The sequence below is a fragment of the Embleya sp. L77 genome (assembly GCF_055557415.1).
The window spans coordinates 813,744-835,292 of sequence record NZ_CM145710.1; the positions used below are offsets into that span (position 1 = coordinate 813,744).

Here is a 21,549-nt window from a genome sequence, read left to right on the forward strand (position 1 = left end):
CGAACAGTCGAAAAGCCTTGCCTGACTTAGGTTTGCCTACCCTATATTTGTGACGCCGGAGGCGAGTGTCAAGAACGAGTCGCCCGGGCGACCGCCCACTCGCGTCCCGCGGACCCTTTCGCGATCGAAGGAGAACAGCGTGCGGCTGACCGTCGAGGACGTACGACGCGACGTGGCGCAACTGCTCGAAGTGGCACCGGAGTCCCTGCACGACGAGGACGACCTGATCGCGCTCGGACTCGACTCGCTGCGGCTGATGCGCCTGGCCGGCGGCTGGCGCCGCAGTGGTGCCCGAGTCACCTTCGCAGACCTGGCCACCGTCCCGACCCTGGCGGCGTGGATCGCCCTCCTGGACGGCGACACCGCACCGCCGCCGCCCGTACCGCACCCCGCACCCGCAGCCGAACCGGTGAGCGAACCCGCCCCGGAATCCCGGACGTTCCCGCTCGCACTGATGCAACACGCCTACTGGATCGGCCGCTCCGAGGCACAGACCCTGGGCGGCGTGGCCGCGCACCTGTACACCGAGTTCGACAGCGAACCCGGCGGCGCGGTGGACCCGGCCCGCCTGCACGCCGCCGCACGCACCCTGATCGCCCGCCACCCCATGCTGCGCGTACGCATCACCGACGACGGCCGCCAGGAAATCCTGCCCACCGCGCCCGGCGAGCCGCTGCGGGTGCTGGACCTGCGCGACGCGGACCCCGACACCGTCGCGGACCGCCTCGACCGCATCCGCGACGAATGCTCGCACCAGATGCTCGACATCGAATCCGGCCACGTCATCGACCTGCGCGTGACCCTGCTGCCCGGTGGCCGCAGCCGGCTGCACCTGGACGTGGACATGGTCGCCGCCGACGCGCTCAGCTACCGGGTGCTGCTCGCCGACCTGGCCCACCTGTACGCACACCCCGAACACCCGCCGGCCGAACTGGGCTACGACTACCGCGGCTACCTCGCGGCCCGGCCCCCGCTGCGCCGTGCCGCCGCCGAGCGCGCCGCCGCGTACTGGACCGAGCGCCTGCCCGACCTGCCCGGCGCACCCGAACTCCCGCTGCGCAGCCCGCTACCGGCCGACCTGACCCGGGTGACCCGGCGCCACATGTGGCTGGGCCCCGAGGAGCGCGGCCACTGGTCGGCGCGCGCGCACGCGCACGGGATCACCCCCGCGATGGCCTTCGCGACCGCGTTCGCCACCGTCCTGGCCGGCTGGAGCGCCACCCCACGATTCCTGCTGAACGTACCGCTGTTCGACCGCGAGGACCTGCACCCGGACGTACCGCGTCTGGTCGGCGACTTCACCGGTTCCGTGCTCCTGGACGTGGACATGTCCGAGCGGCGCTCCTTCCTCGACCACGCCCGTGCGCTCCAGCTGCGCATGCATCGCGACGCGGCGCACGCCGACCACTCGGGCCTGCACGTGCTGCGCGACCTCGCCCGCGCCCGCGGCGAACAGGTGCTCGCGCCGATCGTGTACACCAGCGCCCTGGGCCTGGGCGAACTCTTCGACCCCGACGTGCGCCGCCTGTTCGGCGAACCGTCCTGGATCGTCTCGCAGGGACCGCAGGTGCTGCTCGACGCCCAGATCACCGAGGTGCGCGGCGGCCTGCTGATCAATTGGGACGTGCGCGAGGACGCCTTCCCCGACGGGGTCGCGGACGCGATGTTCGCCGCCTACCGCGAGTTGCTCACCCGCCTGGGCACGGCGCAGGCCGACTGGCGCGAGCCGATCCACGAACTGCTGCCCGCCGCCCAGCGGGCCGTCCTCGATCGGGTCAACGCCACCGACGGCCCGCGCTCGCACCGCACCCTGCACTACGGCTTCTTCGCCCACGCCGCCACCCGACCGCACGCACCCGCCCTCGTCTGGGGCCTCGCGGACACCGACGGCGGCACCCTGACCTACGGCGAACTCGCCGACCGCGCACGGCGCGTGGCCGCCGCCCTGCGCACGCGGGGCATCGCGCCCGGCGACACCGTCGCGATCACCCTGCCCAAGGGGCCGGATCAGATCGTGGCCGCTCTGGGCGTACTCGCGGCCGGCGCCGCGTACGTCCCCATCGGCGTCGAACAACCACCCGCACGCCGCGAACGCATCCACCGCACCGCCCGGGCCCGCCTGGCCCTGGACGCCGACGGCGCCACCGGCGACTCGCCGCTCGCCGCCACCCTCGCGCTCACCGAAGCCCTCGCCCACCCCGCCGAAGACCTCGTTCCGGTGCCCGTCGACGAGGAGAGCATCGCCTACGTGCTCTTCACGTCCGGCTCCACCGGCGAGCCCAAGGGCGTCGAAGTCCCGCACCGCGCCGCGATGAACACCATCGACGACCTCGTCGACCGGTTCGCGCTCGGCCCGGACGATCGCGCACTGGGCCTGTCCGCGCTCGACTTCGACCTGTCGGTGTTCGACGTCTTCGGCCTGCTCTCGATCGGCGGCGCGGTGGTCCTGCCCGCCGACGAGGACCGCCGCGAGGCCGACCGCTGGGTCGACCTGGTACGCGAGCGGCACGTCACCGTCGTCAACTGCGTGCCGGCCCTGCTCGACATGCTGCTCACCGCCGGCGCCGCGGCCGGCTCGGCGGGCCTGGGCACCGGGCTGCGCGTCGTGCTGCTCGGCGGGGACTGGGTCACCATCGACCTCCCGGGGCGGCTACACGCGCAGGCCCCCGGCTGCCGCTTCGTCGCCCTCGGCGGCACCACCGAGACGGCCATCCACTCCACCGTGTACGAGGTGCCCGCCGGCACCGAACTCCCCTCCCATTGGCAGGCGATCCCCTACGGCACCCCGCTGCGCAACGTCCGCTGCCGGGTCGTGGACGCGGTCGGCCGGGACAGCCCCGACCTGGTGCCGGGCGAACTGTGGATCGGCGGCGAGGGCGTGGCCGCCGGCTACCGCGGCGACCCCGCACGCACCGCGGACCGCTTCCGCGAGGTCGCGGGCCGCCGCTGGTACCGCACGGGCGACCTGGCCCGGCGACTGCCCGACGGCATCCTGGAGTTCCTCGGCCGCGCCGACCACCAGGTCAAACTGCGAGGGTTCCGGATCGAACCCGGCGAGATCGAGGCCGCCCTCGCGGGCGTGGCCGGGGTCCGGCGCGCGGTGGCCGGCGTGCACGAGGGCGCCTTGGTCGCAGCCGTCGCCGCGGAACCGGACGTGAGCATCCACCGCCTGCGCGACGCGGCCGAGAAGTCGCTGCCGGCCCACATGATCCCCGAGCACATCGCCCTGGTCGACGAACTCCCGCTGACCGCCAACGGCAAGATCGACCGCCGCGCGCTGGCGCTCCTATGGGCACGCGGCCCCGCCGGACCCCCGCCCGAGCCGCCGCGCACCGACCTAGAACGCCTGATCGCGTCGATCTGGCAGGAGGCGCTGCCCGCCGGCACCCGCGAACTCGGCCGGGACGACGACTTCTTCGTCCTCGGCGGCGACTCGATCCTGGCCACGGCCATCGTCGGCCGACTCCGCGAAACCCTCGGCCCCGACACCGCGACCGTGCGCGGCCTCTTCACCTCCCGCACCGTCGCTTCCCTGGCCACCCACCTGCGCACGCACGAGCAAACCCCCGGCCGCCTGGAGCACATCGCCCGCATCCACCTCCAGGTCGCGGCCCTCTCCGACGACGCGGTAAGCGCCGCCCTGACCACAGCACAGCCCCCCGGCTCGCCGCCGGCCTGATCGCGACCGACGGGACGCACCCTGAGGCGTCGCAGCCGGGTTTGGTCGCGGGTGCGACGGGAGCGGGCCGCGACGCCTCGTGGGGCCGGCTCACAAGCCTGGTTCGTGAGCCTGGTTCGTGAGCCTGGTTCGTGCGGCCGGCTCGGGAGTCCGGTTCATGCGGCCGGTCGGCGAGCCTGGTCCCGCGGACAGGATCGCCTGCAACCCGTGGAACGCGCCGGGTCACCACCATCGGTCCTGAGTACTCCACCATGGGTGATGCGTGCAGGCGGGTCTCGCGCCGCGGGGGCGGTGCCGCCGTCGGGCAGCGTCCACCAGACCTCCGGAGTGGCCGCCGCATCCGCGACCGGGCCGCGGTCGCCGTACGGTGACGCGTCACGTGGAGGTCGCACGGAGGTCCGGCGCGCCGCCCGCGCCCGGCTCACCCGCGCTCGGCTCACCCGGGCCGGAACGGCCGGGCGTGCGCATGGCCGCGGACGCCGCTTCGGCCGCGGACGCGCGCCGGCCGCGTCGGGAAGATCCTGCCGCGCGCCCGGCGGCTCGCGCCCACCACCCCGCCGACCGCGTCACCGTGGCCGTCGCCGCCGCCGACCGCCCCGTTGCCGACCGTGTCGCCGTCGCCGGCTGCCCCACCCGAGTGTCCCCTTTGGTCAGAGTCGGCCGAGCGGGGTAGAACGATAGACATGGCCGACAGTTTCGGCCGATTCCGGGGCGCATCGGTTCAGTCGCCGTCCGACCGGCGCCCGAGAAGCGTCGCCGGGCAGGTTTTCGTATTGCAGGTGGCCGTCGTGCTCCTGCTCGTGGCCGGCGCGGTGCTCGCACTCGTGCTCCAGTCCCGGTACGACAACGACCAGGAAGCCCGGCAGCGAGCGATCTCCGTCGCCCAGGCCTTCGCGCACTCCCCCGGCCTCGTGGCCGCGCTGGAGTCCCCCGACCCCAGCAGCGTGCTGCAACCGCTGACCGAGGCCGCCCGCCGGGACGCCGACGTCGACTTCATCGTCGTCACCGACACCCAGGGCATCCGCTACACCCACCCCAGACCGGAACTGATCGGGCAGCGCGTCGTCGCCACCATCGAACCGGCGCTGGCCGGCCGCACCCTCGTGGAGAGCGTCCACGGCCCGCTCGGCCACGAGGAACAGGCGGTCGCGCCGGTGATGGATGCCGCCGGTACCGTGCACGGCGTGGTCATCGCCGGCCTCAGGGTCGAGAACGTGAACGGCGTGCTCGACCGGCAGCTGCCGATCATCCTCGGCACCGCCGCGGCCGGCCTCGCGGTGGCCACCGGTGGAACCGCGCTGGTGACCCGGCGGTTGCGGCGCCAGACCCACGGCCTGGACCCCGCCGAGATGACCCGCATGTACGAGCACCACGACTCGGTGCTGCACGCCGTCCGCGAAGGTGTGCTCATCGTCGGCGGGGACACCCGCCTGTTGCTGGCCAACGACGAGGCCGCCCGGCTGCTCGACCTGCCACCCGGCGCCGAGGGCCGGCGGATCACCGACCTGCCCGACCTCGACCCGGGCATGGCGCAACTGTTGGCCTCCGGTCGCCTGGTCACCGACGAGGTACACCTCGCCGGAGGCCGGTTGCTGGCGGTCAACCAGCGGCCCACGGACCGTCACGGCGGCCCCAGGAGCACGGTCGCCACCATCCGCGACTCCACGGAGCTGACGGCCCTCGCCGGCAAGGTCGAGACGGCGGGCAGGCGACTCAGGCTGCTGTACGACGCCGGCGGATCCATCGGCACCACCCTCGACGTGGTGCGCACGGTCGAGGAACTCGCCGAGATCGCGGTCCCCCGGTTCGCCGACTTCGCCACCATCGACGTCGCCGACCCGGTCCTGGCGGGCGGCGAGCCCACCGGAAACGACGCCAGGATGCGCCGGATCGCCGTCCGCGGCATCCGCGACGACCACCCCCTGTACCCGCGCGGCATGCTCATCGACTTCGTCTCCTCGACCCCGCAGGCGCGCGGACTCGGCAGCGGCCGACCCGAGATCGTCGCCGACCTGTCCACCGCGACCGGATGGCATGCGCAGGATCCGGAACGAGCGGCCGAGATCGTCGCGTACGGCATCCATTCGCTGATCACGGTCCCGGTCCAGGCCCGGGGCGCCGTGCTGGGCGTGGCCAACTTCTGGCGCCTGGAGCGGCCCGAGCCGTTCGACGAGGAGGACCTGTCCCTGGCCGAGGAACTGGTCGCCCGCGCCGGCGTGAGCATCGACAACGCTCGCCGCTACACCCGCGAACACACCCTCGCGGTGGCCCTGCAACGCAGCCTGCTGCCGCGCGCCCTGCCCGAGCAGAGCGCCCTGGAGGTCGCGCACCGCTACCTGCCCGCACAATCGGGGGTCAGCGGCGACTGGTTCGACGTGATCCCGCTCTCCGGGTGCCGGGTGGCGCTGGTCGTCGGCGACGTCGTCGGCCACGGTCTGCACGCCGCCGCGACCATGGGACGGCTGCGCACCGCCGTGCACAACTTCGCCACGCTCGACCTGCCCCCCGACGAACTCCTGGATCACGTGGACGACCTGGTCGCCAGGATCGACCAGGACGAGACCGATTCCGCGGTCGGCTCCGGCATCATCGGTGCCACCTGCCTGTACGCGATCTACGACCCGGTGTCCCGACGCTGCACCATGGCCAGGGCCGGACACCCGCTGCCGGCGTTGGTCGACCCCGACGGCCGCGTGGAGTTTCCCGACCTGCCGGCCGGGCCGCCGTTGGGACTGGGCGGCATGCCGTTCGAGACCGCCGAATTCGAGGTGGCCGAGGGCAGTTCGCTCGTGCTCTACACCGACGGCCTGATCGAGGACCGCACCCGGGACTTCGACGTCGGGATGGACCTGCTGCGCCGGGCCCTGGCGCACGCCGGCCGGTCGCCGGAGGAGAGTTGTCTGGCCGTCCTGGAGGCGCTCCTGCCCTCGCGCCCCAAGGACGACGTGGCGTTGCTGATCGCCCGCACCCGCGTCCTGGGGCCCGACCGGGTGGCCGACTGGGACGTGCCCGCGGATCCGGCCGCCGTCTCCGGGATGCGCGACGCGGTGTCCGCGAAACTGGACGAATGGCAGCTGGAGGACCTGTCGTTCGGGACCGAACTCATCCTCAGCGAGTTGGTCACCAACGCCATTCGCTACGGCACCGAGCCGATCAGGGTACGGCTGCTGCGCGACCGCAGCCTGATCTGCGAGGTCACCGACGGCGGCAGTACCGCACCGCACATGCGCTACGCGGCGACGACGGATGAGGGAGGCCGAGGGTTGTTCCTGGTCGCCCAGGTGGCCGCGCGGTGGGGCACCCGCTACCTCCCGGAGGGCAAGGTCATCTGGGCGGAGCAGCCGCTGCCGACCACCGGACCCGCCGGCGAGGGCAAAGGCTGAGCCGACCGAGCCGAGCGCCCACCTCGACGCGCCGACAAAGCAGCATCCGAGCGGGCAGTAGCGCACACCCACCCGCCCGAAGTTTCTAATGCTTCAACTCATCTTGACTCATTAGGCAGTTCGCCTCTAATGTTCATGCAGTCACCTCCGCATTAGAAAAAGCGGGCCGGGTGTCATGCCGACGACCGGACCCGCCCCACGACACATCGACATCGGAGCACTGCCATGAACCCCATCGCCACCACTGCCACTGCCACTGCCGCCACCGAGTCCACCACCACCGCCGACGCCCGCGTCGTGCGCAGCCACACCGTCGAGATCAACGGTCTGCCCGTCTTCTACCGCGAAGCCGGGAACCCGGCGGCCCCGACCATCGTGTTGCTGCACGGATTCCCCTCCAGTTCCGCGATGTTCCGCGACCTGATCCGCGAACTCGCCGACGACTTCCACCTCGTGGCACCCGACCACATCGGTTTCGGCCGATCCGCGATGCCGTCCGTCGACGACTTCGCGTACAGCTTCGACGCACTGACCGACGTCACCCTGGCCCTGCTCGACCGACTCGGACTCGACCGCTTCGCGCTCTACATCCACGACTACGGCGCCCCCATCGGCCTGCGCATCGCCTCCGCGTACCCCCAGCGCGTCACGGCGATCATCAGCCAGAGCGGCAATGCCTACCTGGAGGGCTTCACGCCCTTCTGGGACGTCCTGTTCGCCCACGCCAAGGACCGCGCCGGCCACGAATCCGACGTCCGCAAACTGTTGGAAGCCGACGCCACCAGGTGGCAACACACCCACGGCGTCCCCTCCGACCGGCTCGACCGCATCGACCCGGACGCCTGGAACCTCGATCAGGCCTACCTGGATCGGCCGGGCAACAAGGAGATCCAGCTGCAACTGTTCTGGGACTACCAGTTCAACCTGGACGGCTACCCGACGTTCCAGGAGTACTTCCGCACGCACCGACCCCCGACGCTGATCACCTGGGGAGCCAACGACGAGATCTTCGGCGCCGAAGGTGCCCGTGCCTATGCCCGCGACCTGCCGGACGCGGAGATCCACCTGCTCGACGCGGGCCACTTCGCCCTGGAAACCCACGGTCCCGAAATCGCCGCCCACATCCGCGACTTCCTCGGCCGCAACCGCACGTGACCGAAATCAGCGCGGCGCGGCGGAAGTGAACGCGCCCGACCCCGGCCGACTTTCGGTCCGGTCGAGGTGACGCCCGCGGGCCGCCGCGTAGCGTTCGCGGACGGCGGCGTCGGAGCGGTCCGGGGTCAGCACGGTGTGCGGTCGGTGCCAGGTCGGCGGGAGGGCGCCGTCTCCGGCCAGGGCCCAGGCGGCCTGGCGAGCCGCGCCGAGGGCGACGTACTCGGCGGCCTCGGGCAGCACGACCGGGCGTTCGAACAGCGCGGGGGCGATCTCGGCGACGGCCGCGGACCGGGCGGCACCGCCGGTGAGCACGACCCGCTCACCGGCGACGCCGGCGACGGCCAGCGCGTCGAGGGCGTCCGCCAGTCCGCACAACATGCCTTCCACCGCGGCCCGGGCCAGGTGCGCCGGGGTGGCGGTACGCACGGTGAGGCCGTGCACGGCGCCGGTGGCGTCGGGGAGGTTGGGGGTGCGTTCGCCGTCCAGGTACGGCACGAGCACCAGGCCGTCGGCGCCGGGCGGGGCGGACACGGCGAGTCGGGCGAGCCGGGCGTGGTCCACGCCGAGCATGTGCGCGGCGGCGTCGAGCACCCGGGCCGCGTTGAGGGTGCACACCAGCGGCAGGAACGCTCCGGTGGCGTCGGCGAAGCCGGCGACGGCGCCGGTCGGGTCGGCGGTGGCCCGGGTGGTGCGGGCGTACGCGGTGCCGGAGGTGCCCAGGGACACGACGATGTCCGTGCCCGCCGCGCCCAGGCCCAGGGCGGCGGCCATGTTGTCGCCGGTCCCGACGGAGACCGGCGTGCCGCGGTCGGTGTGTCCGGCCGGGGCGCGGGGTCCCAGTACCCGGGGCAGCACGGGTGTGCGACCGAAGGCCAGGCGCAGCAGGTCCTCGCGGTAGGCGCCGGTCGCGGGCGACCAGTAGCCGGTGCCCGACGCGTCGCCTCGGTCGGTGACCAGGTCGGCGAGGTCGCGACTGCCGGTCAGCCGCCAGGTGAGGTAGTCGTGGGGCAGGCAGACCGCGGCCACGCGGGCCGCGTGGGCGGGTTCGTGTTCGGCGAGCCAGCGCAGTTTGGTCACGGTGAACGAGGCGACCGGGACGCTGCCGACGGCGTCGGCCCAGGCTTTCGGGCCGCCGAGTTCACGCACCAGGTCGGCGGCGGCGGGCGCGGAGCGGGTGTCGTTCCACAGCAGTGCGTCGCGAACCACCTCGCCGTCCTCGTCCAGGCAGACCAGGCCGTGTTGTTGGCCGGCGATGCCCACGGCGGCGACGTCGGTCAGGCCGCCCGCGTCCTCGATCGCGCGACCGAGCGCCTGCCACCACGCCTGCGGGGGCACCTCGGTGCCGTCCGGGTGCGGGGCGCGGCCGTGCCGCACCACCGTGCCGGTGTCCGCGTCGCAGACGACGACTTTGCAGGACTGGGTGGAGGAGTCGACGCCGGCGACGAGGGTGCGGGCGGCGGGCATGTCAGCGGGCTCCGAGGATGTGCTCGACGGCCAGTTGGTCCAACCGCTCGTAACCCAGGCCGCGTTCGGCCGCCGCGGCCGGGTCGAAGTCGTCGCCGGCCAGATCCGCGTAGGTCTCGCCGGCGGCGAGCGTGGGCACCGCGAGCCGATCCAGGCCCGCGGCGGCCATGGCCTCGCGGACCTCGGGGTCCGCCCGGAAGGCGCGGGCGCGCTCGCGCAGCAGCAGGTACGTGCGCATGTTGGCCGCGGCCGAGGCCCAGACGCCGTCGGCGTCCTCGGTGCGCAGCGGCTTGTAGTCGAAGTGGCGCGGGCCGTCGTAGCCGCCGTGTTCGAGGAGGTCGACGAGGAAGAAGGCGCTCTTGAGGTCGCCGTGGCCGAAGACCAGGTCCTGGTCGTACTTGGGTCCGTGCTGGCCGTTGAGATCGATGTGGAACAGCTTGCCGGCCCACAGCGCCTGCGCCACGCCGTGCACCACGTTCAGCCCGGCCATCTGTTCGTGGCCGACCTCGGGATTCACGCCCACCATGTCCGGGTGTTCCAGGCGTTCGATGAAGGCGAGGGCATGGCCGACCGTGGGCAGGAAGATGTCGCCACGCGGCTCGTTGGGCTTGGGTTCCAGCGCGAACCGCAGGTCGTAACCGCGGTCGCGGACGTAGCCGCACAGGATGTCGACGGCCTCCTTGTAGCGGTCGAGTGCGGCGCGTACGTCGGTGCCGGCGTCGGACTCGCTGCCCTCGCGTCCGCCCCAGAACACGTAGGTGCGCGCGCCGAGTTCCGCGGCCAGGTCGAGGTTGCGCATCACCTTGCGCAGCGCGAACCGGCGTACCGAGCGGTCGTTCGCGGTGAACGCACCATCCTTGAACACCGGATGCGTGAACAGGTTCGTGGTCGCCATCGGCACCACGAGGCCGGTGGCATCCAACGCGGCACGAAAAGCGGCGATCCGCTTGTCCCGGACGTGCTCGTCGGCGCCGAACGGGACCAGATCGTCGTCGTGGAACGTCACCCCATACGCCCCCAATTCGGCCAGCCGATGCACGACCTCGACCGGCTCGACAGGCACCCGAGTGGCATCGCCGAACGGATCACGCGCCTGCCACCCGACCGTCCACAACCCGAAACTGAATCGATCCCCCGGCCGCGGCACCGAGACGCTCAAAGTCCCTCCACCCAAATAAGTCTACCCACTGGACTAAACTCTCACACCAAACCCCACCCACCCCACCCTGTCAACCACCCCCACCCGCCCAACCGCCTGCATGGGGCACAACACGGCGCGGCGAGCGGGGCGGGACGTGGCGCGGCGAGCGGGGCGGGACGCTGCGCGGCGAGCGGGGCGGGACGCTGCGCGGCGAGCGGGGCGGGGCGGGACGCGGCGCGGCGAGCGGGGCGGGACGCGGCGCGGCGAGCGGGGCGGGACGCGGCGCGGCGAGCGGGGCGGGGCGGGACGCGGCGCGGCGAGCGGGGCGGGACGCGGCGCGGCGAGCGGGGCGGGACGCTGCGCGGCGGATTCGGCCGGGTTGGTATGTCGGGCGATCGGCGCGGGAGGTGTTCGGCGGGTGCGGTGCGTGCGGGCCGAGTGCGGCGAGGATGGCCGGCTGCTGGGTGGGGCGGATGCGGCGAGGTGGGTGGGGTCGGCGGGGGCAGGGGCGGTGCGAGGATTGTCGGCATGAGTACGCCGTTTCGGCCGACGCGCGTTGGCACCATGCGTGAGCGCAATCTTGTGTTGGTCCTCGGCGAGATCGCTCGGCATCAGCCGGTCACTCGTGCCCGGCTCGCCGAGTTGACCGGGCTGACCAAGACCACCGTGACCGCGCAGGTGGCCACGCTGGAGGAACTGCGCCTGGTCACCGGTGCGCTGCCGGTGCGCGAAGGCACCCGTGGGCGCCCGGGGGCGCCGCTGTCGCTCGCCCCGGGACCGGTCGCGGGCCTGGGCCTGGAGGTCAACGGGCACTACCTGGCGGCCTGCGTGCTCGACCCCACCGGCGCGGTGCGTGTGCGCGAGAGCCTCGTCTGCGACAACCGGGGCCGCGAACCGCACGAAACCGTCGCCGCCCTGGCTGCGTTGGCCCGCCGGATCACCGACCGGGCCGCCACCGCCGGTCTCGACGTGGTCGGAACGGCCGTCGCCCTGCCCGGCGTCATCGTCGAGGACCGGGTCAACGCGCCCAACCTCGGTTGGGAGGCCGTACCCGCCGCAGCGCTGCTCACCGACGCGCTCCCTGCCCAGGCGCTCGGCGTCACGGTGGACAACGAGGCGAACCTCGGCGCGCTGGGCGAACTCTGGTACGGCGCGGGGCGCGGCGCCGGCAGCTATCTGTACCTCTCCGGCGAGACCGGCATCGGCGCCGGCATCGTGGTCGACGGCGAACTCTTCCGCGGCGCCCACGGCGCGGCCGGCGAACTTGGCCACGTCGTGGTCGACCCCGACGGACCCGCGTGCCGCTGCGGCGGGACCGGCTGCCTGGAACGGGTCGCCGGCCTCGACGCGGTGCTGGGGGCGGCGGGCGTATCCGCTGCGAGCGATCGGTCCGAAACCCGACTCGCCGAGTTGATCCGGCGTCTGCACGACCACGACCACGAAGCCGTGCTCGCGGTGGGTGCCGCCGGACGCGGGCTGGCCGTCGCCCTGGTCGGGGCCGTGAACCTCCTGGACCCGGACACGATCGTGCTCGGCGGCCTGCACGCCCGCCTCGCGCCGTGGCTCATCCCGCCGATCGAGGCGGCCCTCGCGCCCGGAGGCGGCACGCTACGCGGCCGCACCCCCGCCCTGCGCGCCTCGACCCTGGCGGCGGAGAGCGCCGTACGCGGCGCCGCCGGAACCGTCCTCGCCCGAATCCTCACCGACCCACTCGACCTCGCCTGACCGACCCCGGCCGAGCACGGCCCCGCACCGCCTAGCGAGCGAGCACGAGCACAGCCGAGCCCAGGGCCCCGACCAGCAAGGCAGCTCCTCGCACGTGGCGGCGACACCCCACGCGACCGCACACCCGCCCTGCGCACCCCGACCCGACTGCGGAGAGCGCCACACGCGGCCCCCGCCCGAACCGTCCTCGCCCGAATCCACACCCACTCCGCGTCGCCCACCACCCGCCGCCAAGCACCGGCAAACGCAAGCACAGCCCAAACACAGGCCCCGACCGGCAAGGCAGCCCTCGCACGTAGCGGCGACACCCCACGCGGCCGCACACCCGCCCCGCGCGCCCGACCCCGACTGCGGAGAGCGCCGCACGCGGCCCCCGCCGGAACCGTCCTCGCCCGACCCATTCGACCCCGCCCGACCCACCACAGCCGAGCACAGGCAAGCGCGAGCACAACCGAACACAACCGAGCCGCGACCGCACCGCGTCGTCGCCCCCGGTCACCCACCCGCGTCGCTCGGATAGGCGATCTCGACGAGCCATTGCGCGCGGGCGAGTGCGTTCAGGTGTTGTTCGGCCATCCGCCGGGTGATGTGCTTGGGCACCAGGCAGGTCGGGCACGCCGTGGGGCCGGCCGTGACGGTAAGCGTGACGTCGTGGGCGCCGGTGCAGCTCACCTCCAGGCGGAAGTCGTCGGCGGCGAGCACCGTGGACAGCGGCTCCAGGGCACGGGTGATGTCCTCGGGGGTCGGCGGCATCATGCTCTCCTTCTCCTGCTGTTCGCCGTGGTCGACGGCGCGCCTCACCTTAGCCGTGTTCGAAATAGCCATCAATGAAGTACGAGTATTCGAACCGATCGTGCGTCTTCAGGCGGTGCCACATTGTCCCGGGCGGGCCCGGACTCCTAGGATTCGACTATGCGACCTGCTGATCCGACTATCCGGACACCCCTGGTGGTCGACGCCCACGTGCACGTAGCGTCGGCGGACCGTGAGCGCTTTCCGCTCGCGCCTTCCGGGGTCGGCAGCCCCTGGTTCCACGCGGACGACGTCGGCGCCCGCGAACTGGCCGCCGCGATGCGCGCGGGCGGGGTGCACCGCGCGGTGGTGGTACAGGCGGTGGGCGCCTACGGCTACGACTGCTCGTACGCGATCGACGTCGTGCGGGCCGACCGGGACCGATTCGCCCTGGTCGGCGCGGTGGACATGGACTCCGCCGACCCCGCCGGCGCCCTCGCCGCCCTCGCCCGCCGGGCGGGCGAACTCCTGTGCGGGGTCCGGACGTTCGGCGCACACGGACACCGGCCGAGCTGGCTGGAGGACGGGCGCGCGGACGAGGTGTGGGCACTGGCCGGCGAGCTCGGACTGACCGTGGTCCCGGTGCTGTTCCCCGACGCACTGCCCCGGCTGGGCACGGTCGTCGCCCGGCACCCGGACGTCGCGGTGGCCCTCGACCACTGCGGCTTCGTGGACCTGACGGGCGGCACCCCGTTCGCCGCGGCGGCTCCGCTGTTCGACCTGGCCGCCCTCCCGGCGATGCGGGTCAAGGTCTCCACGCACGTGCTGAACCTCGCGGCCGCCCAGGGCGACCCGGCCGACCTGGTGGACCGGCTCGCGCAGACATTCGGCGCGGACCGGATGGTGTGGGGGTCGGACCACCCGCAGACCGCCGGCTCGCCGTATCCGGCTATGGTCGCCCTGGGCCGGCGGGCCGCACGCCGACTCTCCCCCGCGGATCGCGACGACTTCCTCGGCCGCACCGCACTCAGCCTCTGGTGGAGCGCCACGTGACCATGCCCCAGCCGCCCCTCCCGCCCGGGCACGCCCCCGCCGACTCGGGCGATCGATCCGCGTCGCCGCCCACCGACCGGGTGATCGCCGTGCTCGACCTGCTCTCGGCCCATCCCGGCCGCGAGTTCACGCTCACCGAGATCATCCGGTACAGCGGGATCAGCAAGGCGACCTGCCATGCGGTGGTGCGCCGACTGGCCGACGCGCACTACCTGTTGCACACGCCGACCGGGTACTCGCTGGGGCCCGCGCTGATCGCGGTCGGCCACTCCGCCGAGCGCTCGTTCCCGGCCGCGCGGGCCGCGCAGCACCATCTGGTCTCCCTGGCCGAGGAGTTCGGCGTACCGTGTACCGCCGCGGTGCACGACGGCAAGACGATCACGGTCGTGGACGCGGCCGGGCCACGATCCCCCGGCGACGCCTTCGGGAGCGGCCTGCGCATCCCCCTGGTGCCGCCGTACGGCGCGGTGCAGGTCGCCTGGTCGGGCGAGGACGAGATCCGAGCCTGGCTCGATCGTGCACCGCGCGCCGACGAGGAGTTCCGCAATCGACTGATCGGCGAGCTGGAGACCATCCGCCGGCGCGGCTACGACGTGCATCGCGAGAGCACGGCGTCGATGCGGCTGCGCGAGGCGCTGTACGGGCTGATGCGCGAGGACCTCTCCGCGTCCCAGCAGGAGGCGGTCACCCTGCTCTACACCGAGCTCAGCCACATCGACTCGCTGCCGGAACGTCTCGACGACCGCACCCGCTACAGCGTGAACACGATCTCCGCCCCCGCGTTCGACGCCGACGGACGCACCTCGGTCGTGCTCTCCCTGCTGATGGCCAAACCGCTGCGCGGCGCCGAGATCGCCCGCGCCGGCAAGCGGCTCCTGGCCGCCACCGCCGACATCACCAGGTCCACGGGCGGCCGGCCCGTCGAGCGCAAGAAGGAGTCCCGCCCCACCCGCGCGCCGAAGTAGCGCCGACGTGGCACCCGAGTAGCGCTCGAGTAGCGCCGAGCAGCCCCGGTCCGCATCCGCCGCAGCCTGGTTCGCATCCGCGGCAGTCCGCTCCGCATCCGCCGCAGTCCGCTCCGCATCCGCTATCCGGCAGCCTCCTGCTTGGCTGCCTCGTCGAGCCATTGCAGGATCTCCGGGGTGACCGGGTCGGTGATGTCCGCGAACTCCTCGTGCTTGCCCAGGAATTGCTTGACGTACGGGCAGACCGGCACGATCCGCTTTCCTGCGGCGCGCACGTCGTTCAGCGCCTCCCGCACCAGTACGGAGGCCAGGCCCCGTCCGGAGAAGGCGTCGTCGATTTTGGTGTGGTAGAAAACGCGCTGCTCGCCCCGGTCGCGGTACATCGTGAGACCGGCGAACGCGCCGTCGATCCGAATCTCGTAGCGATGCCTGTCGGCAACGTTTCGAACGGTGGGTTCCACGGCCTGACCCGTCATCCGCATTTCCTTTCCCCGCCATAAAGTTCCAATTTCAACAAATCCCGGATCGATGATAGGACGAGCGACGAGAGATCGCGCGATGAGGGAGTGCACGTGACGGAAGCGGCAGTGGCAGTGGCGACCACCGGCGGACGGGTGTACGTCGACAAGCGAAGCCCGCGGGCGTACAAGGCATTGGCCGCGACCGCCGAGGCCGTTCGGGAGGTCGCCGCCGAGGCGGGCCTGGACCGGCCGCTCGTGGAGCTGATCAACATCCGCGTGTCCCAGCTCAACGCCTGCGCGTTCTGCCTCGACCTGCACACCCGAACGGCCCTGCGCGCGGGCGAGACGACCCAACGGCTGGCGGTGCTGCCCGCCTGGCGCGACACCGCACTGTTCAGCTCCCGGGAACGGGCCGCACTGGCCCTGGCCGAGGCCACCACGCATCCCGCGGACGCCGGCGCCCAGGAGAGCGCCTACGCCGCGGCGCGGACCGTGCTGTCCGACGACGAGATCTCCGCGGTGATCTGGGTCGCGATCACCATGAACGCCTTCAACCGGGTGTCCGTCATGAGCAAGCACCCCGTCCGCCCGGCCGTCCCGACACCTTCCGCCTAGGCCGTGTCCGGCGGGTCACCGAAGGCCGACCGAGGACCCCGGCCCGGCGACTCGTCGGGCCGGGGTCGGTGTTCGTGCAACGAGCCGGGTGCGGCCCACGAAGGCCCGAGCGACGATGGGCGAACCGGCGTCAGCCCAGGTCCCATACGTCCGCGGCCGGCGCGGTCTCCTGCTCGGCCCAGATCGTCTTACCGCTCCGCTGGTAGCGGCTCCCCCAGCGGCTGGTGAGTTGCGCGACCAGGAACAGACCGCGCCCGCCCTCGTCGGTGGAGCGGGCGCGGCGCAGGCGCGGTTGGGTGTTGCTGGGGTCGGAGACCTCGCAGATCAGTACGTCCCGGCCGCGGACGAGCCCCAGCGTGATCGGGCCGTGTTCGCCGTAGCGGATGGCGTTGGTGACCAGTTCGCTGACGACCAATTCGGTGGTGAACACGAGGTGGTCCAGGTCCCAGGCGGCGAGTTGCGCGGTCGTGAGCTCGCGGGCCCGCGCCACGTGCTCCGGGTCGGCGGGCAACTCCCAGAACACGCTGTCCCGGTCGGGCAGCTTGCGCACCCGGGCCAGCAGCAGGGTGGCGTCGTCGTCGCGCGATCCGGCCGCCCCGGCGTCGAGCAGTTCCCGCCCGACGTCGCCCGGGTCCCGATGGCCGAGGCCGCTGCGTTCGATGCGCTCCCGAAGGCAGCGCATGCCCGCGGCGAGGTCGTGGTCGGGTCCGGAGACCAGGCCGTCGCTGTAGAGGATCAGCACGCTGCCCGGGGCCAGGTCGATCTCGGCGATCTCGAACGGCATGCCGCCGACCCCCAGCGGTGGGCCGGCCTCCAACTCCACGAAGCGGGCGCGCCCGTCGGGTCCCAGGACCACCGGCGGCGGATGTCCGGCCGAGGCCATCCGGCACCGGCCGGTCACGGGGTCGTATTCCACGTACAGGCACGTGGCGCCGGCCACCTCGGCGGCGCTGCCGGACCGGCTCGGGAAACGCTGGACCAGGTCGTCCACGTGGGTCAGCAGTTCGTCCGGGGGCAGGTCCATGTCGGCGAGCGCCTGAACGGCGGTACGCAGGCGGCCCATCGTCGCGCTGGCCTGGAGGCCGTGCCCGGCCACGTCGCCGAGCACGAAGGCCAGGCGCAGCGAGGACAGCGGGATCATGTCGTACCAGTCGCCGCCGATCCCGGCCGAGGAGGAGGTGGGCAGGTAGGCCGCGAACGTCTCGGCGGCCGGTTCGTCGGTGCCCTCCTCGGGCAGGAGGCTGCGTTGCAGGGCGAGCGCGACGTTGCGTTCGCGGGTGTAGCGACGTGCGTTGTCCACGCTCAGCGCGGCGCGCGAGGCGATCTCCTCCAGCAGGCGGGCATCGCCCTCGTCGAAGGGTTCCCGGCGGTCGGTGCGCCACAGTTGCACGCTGCCGAGCACGTGGCCGCGGGCGAACAGCGGTACGGCCAGCAGACTGTGGGCGTTGTCGGGCACGACACCCACGGCGTCGGCCGGGAGCACGGCCAGGTGCGGGATCAGCAGGGTGGCGCCGCTCTCCATGGCCCGGATCTCCGGCATGTCGGGCGGGACGGGCAGGCGTTCGCCGACCTGGACCAGTGCCGCGGGCCATGCCTCGCCCGTTTGGGCCACCCCGGCGCGGACCTCGGGCGTGTAGCCGGTCGCCGGGTCGACCGCGGGCTCCTCGCCGGCCAGGACCGACTCGGCGAGGTGTACGGCGGCCAGGTCCGCCAGGCGCGGCACGACCAGGTCGGCGAGTTGTCGGGCGGTCTCGGCGACGTCCAGGGATGCGCCGATGCTCTCGGCGGCCTCGCGGACCACGTCGAAGCGGGATTCGGCGCGCGCCAGCTCGGTCGTGTCGTTCATCGTCACGAGCAGGCCGAGGGTGCGGCCCGGCGTGCGCTCGACGCGCAGGATGCCGACGCCCAGGTGCAGGGGGAGGTCGTCGTTCGCGGCGCGCGCGGGGAGCGGTTGCCATCTGCGCAGAAGCGGGCCCGCGGGGGACAGCGCCGCTTCGAGGGCGGGCACCAGCTGGTCGAGGCCGAGGGTGGCGAGGGCGGCCCGCATGTCGTCCCCTCGGCTCATCGGGGTGCGCGGGAAATGTTCGGCGGTCGCGTTGGTGGCGATGATCCGAAGGTCGGGGTCGACGGCCGCGAGGACCATCGCACTCTGGTCGAAGACGGCGTGCACCAGGGGTCCCGTCCACTCCGCGGGCAGCTCGAGGTCGGACCCGCCGTGACCGTCTTCCGTCACCCTTCGATCCCTCCGGACACCGAGGACGATTTGCCCAGTATCTACCACTTGGCCCAGCCATCCACACGATTCCGGACCGAACGGGGTCACGCCCCGCCGCACCCGGGGCGCCCCGGGCACGCAACGGCCCCTGTCCGTTGACCGACGAACGTTCGTATCGACTGAGTACGGTGGCGGTGCCCCCGGCGGTCTCCTCGGCGACCGGGCCTGCCTCCCCGGCCCGCTCGACCCTCGACGAACGGATACGTGAGCCCCACGAGCGCGAGGCCCCACGAGCGCCAGGCCGGTGCCCGACGCCGGGACGTCCGGCGCGGTGGGCGGCACGAACCCGCCTCCACCACACCGGAGTCCACGCATCGCCGATGTGCGAGAGCGCGCCCGGCGTTCGGTTCAGATCCTGCGCAGGACGAAGGTGTCGCTCGGGGTACCGGCGAGGAGGAGGTCGACCCGGCCGGAGAGTTGGTACACGCTGTCGTCGGGCCCCGGGGTGAGAGCGGTGGGAACCGGATCGGGCGAGGGGTGTACGGCGATCAGGTCGGCGGTCTGCCATCCGTCCCGCGAGCGCAGTTCGATCCGCGCGTCGATGGGCCCGACACCGCCGAGGCGGTTGCGGACGCCCAGGAGCGTGCCGTCGGGTCGGGCGAGCAGGCCGTCGAGGCCGACGAACACCTCCTCGGCTCCGGTCACCGGGACCCGACGAACGGCCGTGGGGTCGGCGATCGGCACGCGCCACAACGTGCCGTCGTCCGACTTGCCGATCAGCAGGTGTCCACCCGCCGGACCCTGCTGCCAGACGATGCCGTTCAGGCCGAAGCCCCCCGGCGGTGCGGCCAGTCGGTCGTCCCGGACCAGCACCGAGGCCGAGCCGTCCACCGCCACGCGGTAGACGATCGGCGCGAAGGAGTCCGTGACATACGCCGTCCCGTGCCGGTCCACGGCCACGTCGTTGACGAAGTGCGGGCTCCCGTCGCCGGCCGCCGCCGCCAGGTCCGCGTGGAACAGGCGCTTCCCGGTGGCCGAATGGTAGGCGCCGAGGCCGGCCGCCAGACCCTGGGTCGCGGGCGAGGAACGCACGCCCACGCCGAGGTCGGAACCGGTCACCAGGACCCGGTCCCGGCGCGCGTCGGTGTGCAGGCCGGCCACCGACACGAGCACGTCCGGGTCGTCCACCAGAACCTCGGTACCGCCGTCCGGCCGCACGACCACGACGGTGCCGTGGCGCAGCGAGCCGACCAGGAACCGGCAACGCTCGGGGTCCCAGGTGGCACCTTCGGGGCACAGCGTGTCGGCATGCCCGGTCAGCACGTCGGGATACCGGCCGGCGTCGGACGGGCCCCGTCGCAGCGGCCGTACGGCGGACGCGGAAGGCGCGCCGGTGGCCAGTGCCACGGCGGTGGCGGCAGCGGCGGTCAACACGCCGCGCCGGGTGGGATGGTCCATGGGTTTGCTCCTCGGCGGGTCGATTCCTGGGGCGGCCGGTCCACCCACACGACCGGGCCGCGAGCCGATACCCGCCCGGGCCACCCGCCACCGCGGTGTGCCCCGTCCGGTCTACCGCCCACGGGCGGAAGCCGGGTTGCCGTCGGGCCGGGTGTGTCGGTCGACGGGTGTCGTCGATCGACGCCGGCGCCGGACGGGCGGTGGCCCCGGCCGACCCTCGCCGAGGAACTGGACGACGTGGACCGGATCGACGACGAAACGTATGTGGCCGCCACCCTGGTCACCACGTGCGGCGGCAGCCGAGACCGCCTCGCCGCGCCCTCCCCGCCCACCGACGCCACCGCGCGCGAACGGGCCCTGGGCACTCGCGCATCCGGTACGGCTGCGACTGCTGCGCACCCTGGCCCGCGGCCCGCACACCACCGGTGAACCGGCCCACGCCTGGGGGTTGTCGGCTCCGGAGGTTTCCCGCCACCTCGCCGTGCTGCGCCGCGCGGGCCTGCTCACGACCCGGCGGCATGGTCGCTACATCCGATACACCCTCGACCTGCCCGACCTGACGGCAATGGGTACCGACCTGGTGGCGGCCGTCCTGCGCTGACCCGCACCGCGGGCCGGTCCCGATGCCGCCCGCGGGCCGCGTGAACGCGACGTCCGATTGCCGCCGGACTTCCTGTCGGAGGCGCGGGAGCATCGATCCCGTCGCACATCCGATCGAGAGAACGAGCGAACATGACTGCGGTATTGCATGGCAAGGTGGCTTTCGTGACCGGTGGCAGCCGGGGCATCGGGGAGGCCGTGGCGCTGCGGTTGGCCGAGGACGGGGCCGATGTCGCGGTGACCTATCGGGACGGGGCCGAGGGCGCGGCGGATGTGGTCGAGCGGATCGAGGCGCTGGGCCGGCGGGGCCTGGCGGTGCAGGCCGACAGCGCGGACCCGCGCGCGGTGCGCGATGCGGTGGATCGGGCCGCGGCGGAGTTCGGGCGGCTGGACATCCTGGTCAACAATGCGGGGATCGGCGTGCTCGGCGCGGTCGAGGACCTGTCGTTGGACGACGTCGACCGGGTGCTGAGCATCAACGTGCGGGCACCGTTCGTCGCGGCACAGGCCGCCGCCCGGCACATGGGCGAGGGCGGGCGGATCGTCAACATCGGCAGCTGCATGGCCGAGCGGGCCGCGGTCGGCGGAGGCTCCCTGTACGCGATGAGCAAGACCGCGCTGATCGGCCTGACCACGTCGCTGGCCCGGGAGTTGGGCCCGCGGGGCATCACGGCCAACATCGTGCACCCCGGTCCGATCGACACCGACATGAACCCCGCCGACGGAGCCTCGGCCGAGATGCAGCGGGGTTTTACGGCGCTCGGGCGCTACGGGCAACCGTGGGAGATCGCCGCGACCGTGGCGCACCTGGCGGGTGACGGCGGCCGGTACATCACCGGCGCGTCGGTCGCCGTGGACGGCGGCTTCGCCGCGTGAGCCCCGGGTGGTCGGCGGGCCCGGGGC

General features: G+C 73.1%; 14 protein-coding genes and 2 pseudogenes. 10 read left to right on the plus strand and 6 right to left on the minus strand.

The window, feature by feature from the left end; translation table 11 throughout:
- The first annotated feature begins 139 nt into the window (after positions 1 to 139).
- The 3 genes from ACZOOI_RS33615 (at position 140) to ACZOOI_RS33625 (ending at position 8,217) form a co-directional block, all read left to right on the plus strand.
- The gene (locus tag ACZOOI_RS33615) at positions 140 to 3,679 is read left to right on the plus strand and encodes an amino acid adenylation domain-containing protein (protein ID WP_465283337.1); all 3,540 of its coding nucleotides are present in this window, start codon (positions 140 to 142) and stop codon (positions 3,677 to 3,679) included.
- A gap of 683 nt (positions 3,680 to 4,362) precedes the next feature.
- On the plus strand, positions 4,363 to 7,062 hold the full coding sequence (locus ACZOOI_RS33620; protein ID WP_465283338.1) for a SpoIIE family protein phosphatase: 2,700 nt from the start codon (positions 4,363 to 4,365) through the stop codon (positions 7,060 to 7,062).
- A gap of 225 nt (positions 7,063 to 7,287) precedes the next feature.
- On the plus strand, positions 7,288 to 8,217 hold the full coding sequence (locus tag ACZOOI_RS33625) for an alpha/beta fold hydrolase (RefSeq protein WP_465283339.1): 930 nt from the start codon (positions 7,288 to 7,290) through the stop codon (positions 8,215 to 8,217).
- A gap of 6 nt (positions 8,218 to 8,223) precedes the next feature.
- Here the strand turns inward: ACZOOI_RS33625 and xylB are convergent, their stop codons facing one another.
- Positions 8,224 to 9,681, minus strand: a complete 1,458-nt coding sequence (gene xylB, locus ACZOOI_RS33630) for a xylulokinase (RefSeq protein ID WP_465283340.1) — start codon at positions 9,679 to 9,681, stop codon at positions 8,224 to 8,226.
- 1 nt (position 9,682) lies between these two features.
- A complete protein-coding gene (gene xylA / locus ACZOOI_RS33635) occupies positions 9,683 to 10,828 on the minus strand; it encodes a xylose isomerase (RefSeq protein WP_465284206.1) in 1,146 nt (381 codons plus the stop codon).
- A gap of 522 nt (positions 10,829 to 11,350) precedes the next feature.
- On the opposite strand from xylA, the gene ACZOOI_RS33640 reads away from it, so the two are divergent.
- Complete coding sequence (locus tag ACZOOI_RS33640; protein WP_465283341.1) at positions 11,351 to 12,547, plus strand: ROK family transcriptional regulator; 1,197 nt, start codon at positions 11,351 to 11,353, stop codon at positions 12,545 to 12,547.
- A gap of 495 nt (positions 12,548 to 13,042) precedes the next feature.
- Here ACZOOI_RS33640 and ACZOOI_RS33645 read toward each other — a convergent pair whose 3' ends face one another.
- Complete coding sequence (locus tag ACZOOI_RS33645; protein WP_465283342.1) at positions 13,043 to 13,348, minus strand: hypothetical protein; 306 nt, start codon at positions 13,346 to 13,348, stop codon at positions 13,043 to 13,045.
- A 111-nt stretch (positions 13,349 to 13,459) separates the two neighbouring features.
- Here ACZOOI_RS33645 and ACZOOI_RS33650 point away from each other — a divergent pair, with 111 nt between their 5' ends.
- Together ACZOOI_RS33650 and ACZOOI_RS33655 are read left to right on the plus strand one after the other, a co-directional pair.
- Positions 13,460 to 14,332, plus strand: coding sequence for an amidohydrolase family protein (locus tag ACZOOI_RS33650; RefSeq protein ID WP_465283343.1), 873 nt, complete (start codon positions 13,460 to 13,462; stop codon positions 14,330 to 14,332).
- A gap of 2 nt (positions 14,333 to 14,334) precedes the next feature.
- The gene (locus tag ACZOOI_RS33655; protein WP_465284207.1) at positions 14,335 to 15,297 is read left to right on the plus strand and encodes an IclR family transcriptional regulator; all 963 of its coding nucleotides are present in this window, start codon (positions 14,335 to 14,337) and stop codon (positions 15,295 to 15,297) included.
- Between the two features lie 122 nt (positions 15,298 to 15,419).
- On the opposite strand, the gene ACZOOI_RS33660 is transcribed toward ACZOOI_RS33655, so the two are convergent.
- Entirely contained in the window at positions 15,420 to 15,773 is a 354-nt protein-coding gene (locus ACZOOI_RS33660; RefSeq protein WP_465283344.1) for a GNAT family N-acetyltransferase, read from the minus strand.
- A 96-nt stretch (positions 15,774 to 15,869) separates the two neighbouring features.
- Between ACZOOI_RS33660 and ACZOOI_RS33665 the strand changes: the two genes are divergently transcribed.
- A complete protein-coding gene (locus ACZOOI_RS33665) occupies positions 15,870 to 16,373 on the plus strand; it encodes a carboxymuconolactone decarboxylase family protein (RefSeq protein ID WP_465283345.1) in 504 nt (167 codons plus the stop codon).
- A 130-nt stretch (positions 16,374 to 16,503) separates the two neighbouring features.
- Here ACZOOI_RS33665 and ACZOOI_RS33670 read toward each other — a convergent pair whose 3' ends face one another.
- The gene (locus tag ACZOOI_RS33670) at positions 16,504 to 18,606 is read right to left on the minus strand and encodes an ATP-binding SpoIIE family protein phosphatase (RefSeq protein WP_465283346.1); all 2,103 of its coding nucleotides are present in this window, start codon (positions 18,604 to 18,606) and stop codon (positions 16,504 to 16,506) included.
- 390 nt (positions 18,607 to 18,996) lie between these two features.
- Positions 18,997 to 20,046 carry a twin-arginine translocation signal domain-containing protein gene (locus ACZOOI_RS33675; protein WP_465283347.1) on the minus strand — a complete coding sequence of 350 codons (1,050 nt, stop codon included), beginning with the start codon at positions 20,044 to 20,046 and terminating at the stop codon, positions 18,997 to 18,999.
- On the opposite strand from ACZOOI_RS33675, the pseudogene ACZOOI_RS33680 reads away from it, so the two are divergent.
- The 3 genes and pseudogenes from ACZOOI_RS33680 to ACZOOI_RS33690 all read left to right on the plus strand — a co-directional run.
- Positions 20,038 to 20,352 (plus strand): annotated as a pseudogene (locus tag ACZOOI_RS33680) (DUF5937 family protein); the annotation flags it as partial. The gene ACZOOI_RS33675 and the pseudogene ACZOOI_RS33680 overlap by 9 nt on opposite strands.
- Positions 20,318 to 20,647 (plus strand): annotated as a pseudogene (locus ACZOOI_RS33685) (ArsR/SmtB family transcription factor); the annotation flags it as partial. The pseudogenes ACZOOI_RS33680 and ACZOOI_RS33685, both read left to right, overlap by 35 nt.
- Positions 20,648 to 20,778: 131 nt before the next feature.
- The gene (locus ACZOOI_RS33690; protein WP_465283348.1) at positions 20,779 to 21,522 is read left to right on the plus strand and encodes an SDR family NAD(P)-dependent oxidoreductase; all 744 of its coding nucleotides are present in this window, start codon (positions 20,779 to 20,781) and stop codon (positions 21,520 to 21,522) included.
- The last annotated feature ends 27 nt before the right edge of the window (positions 21,523 to 21,549 follow it).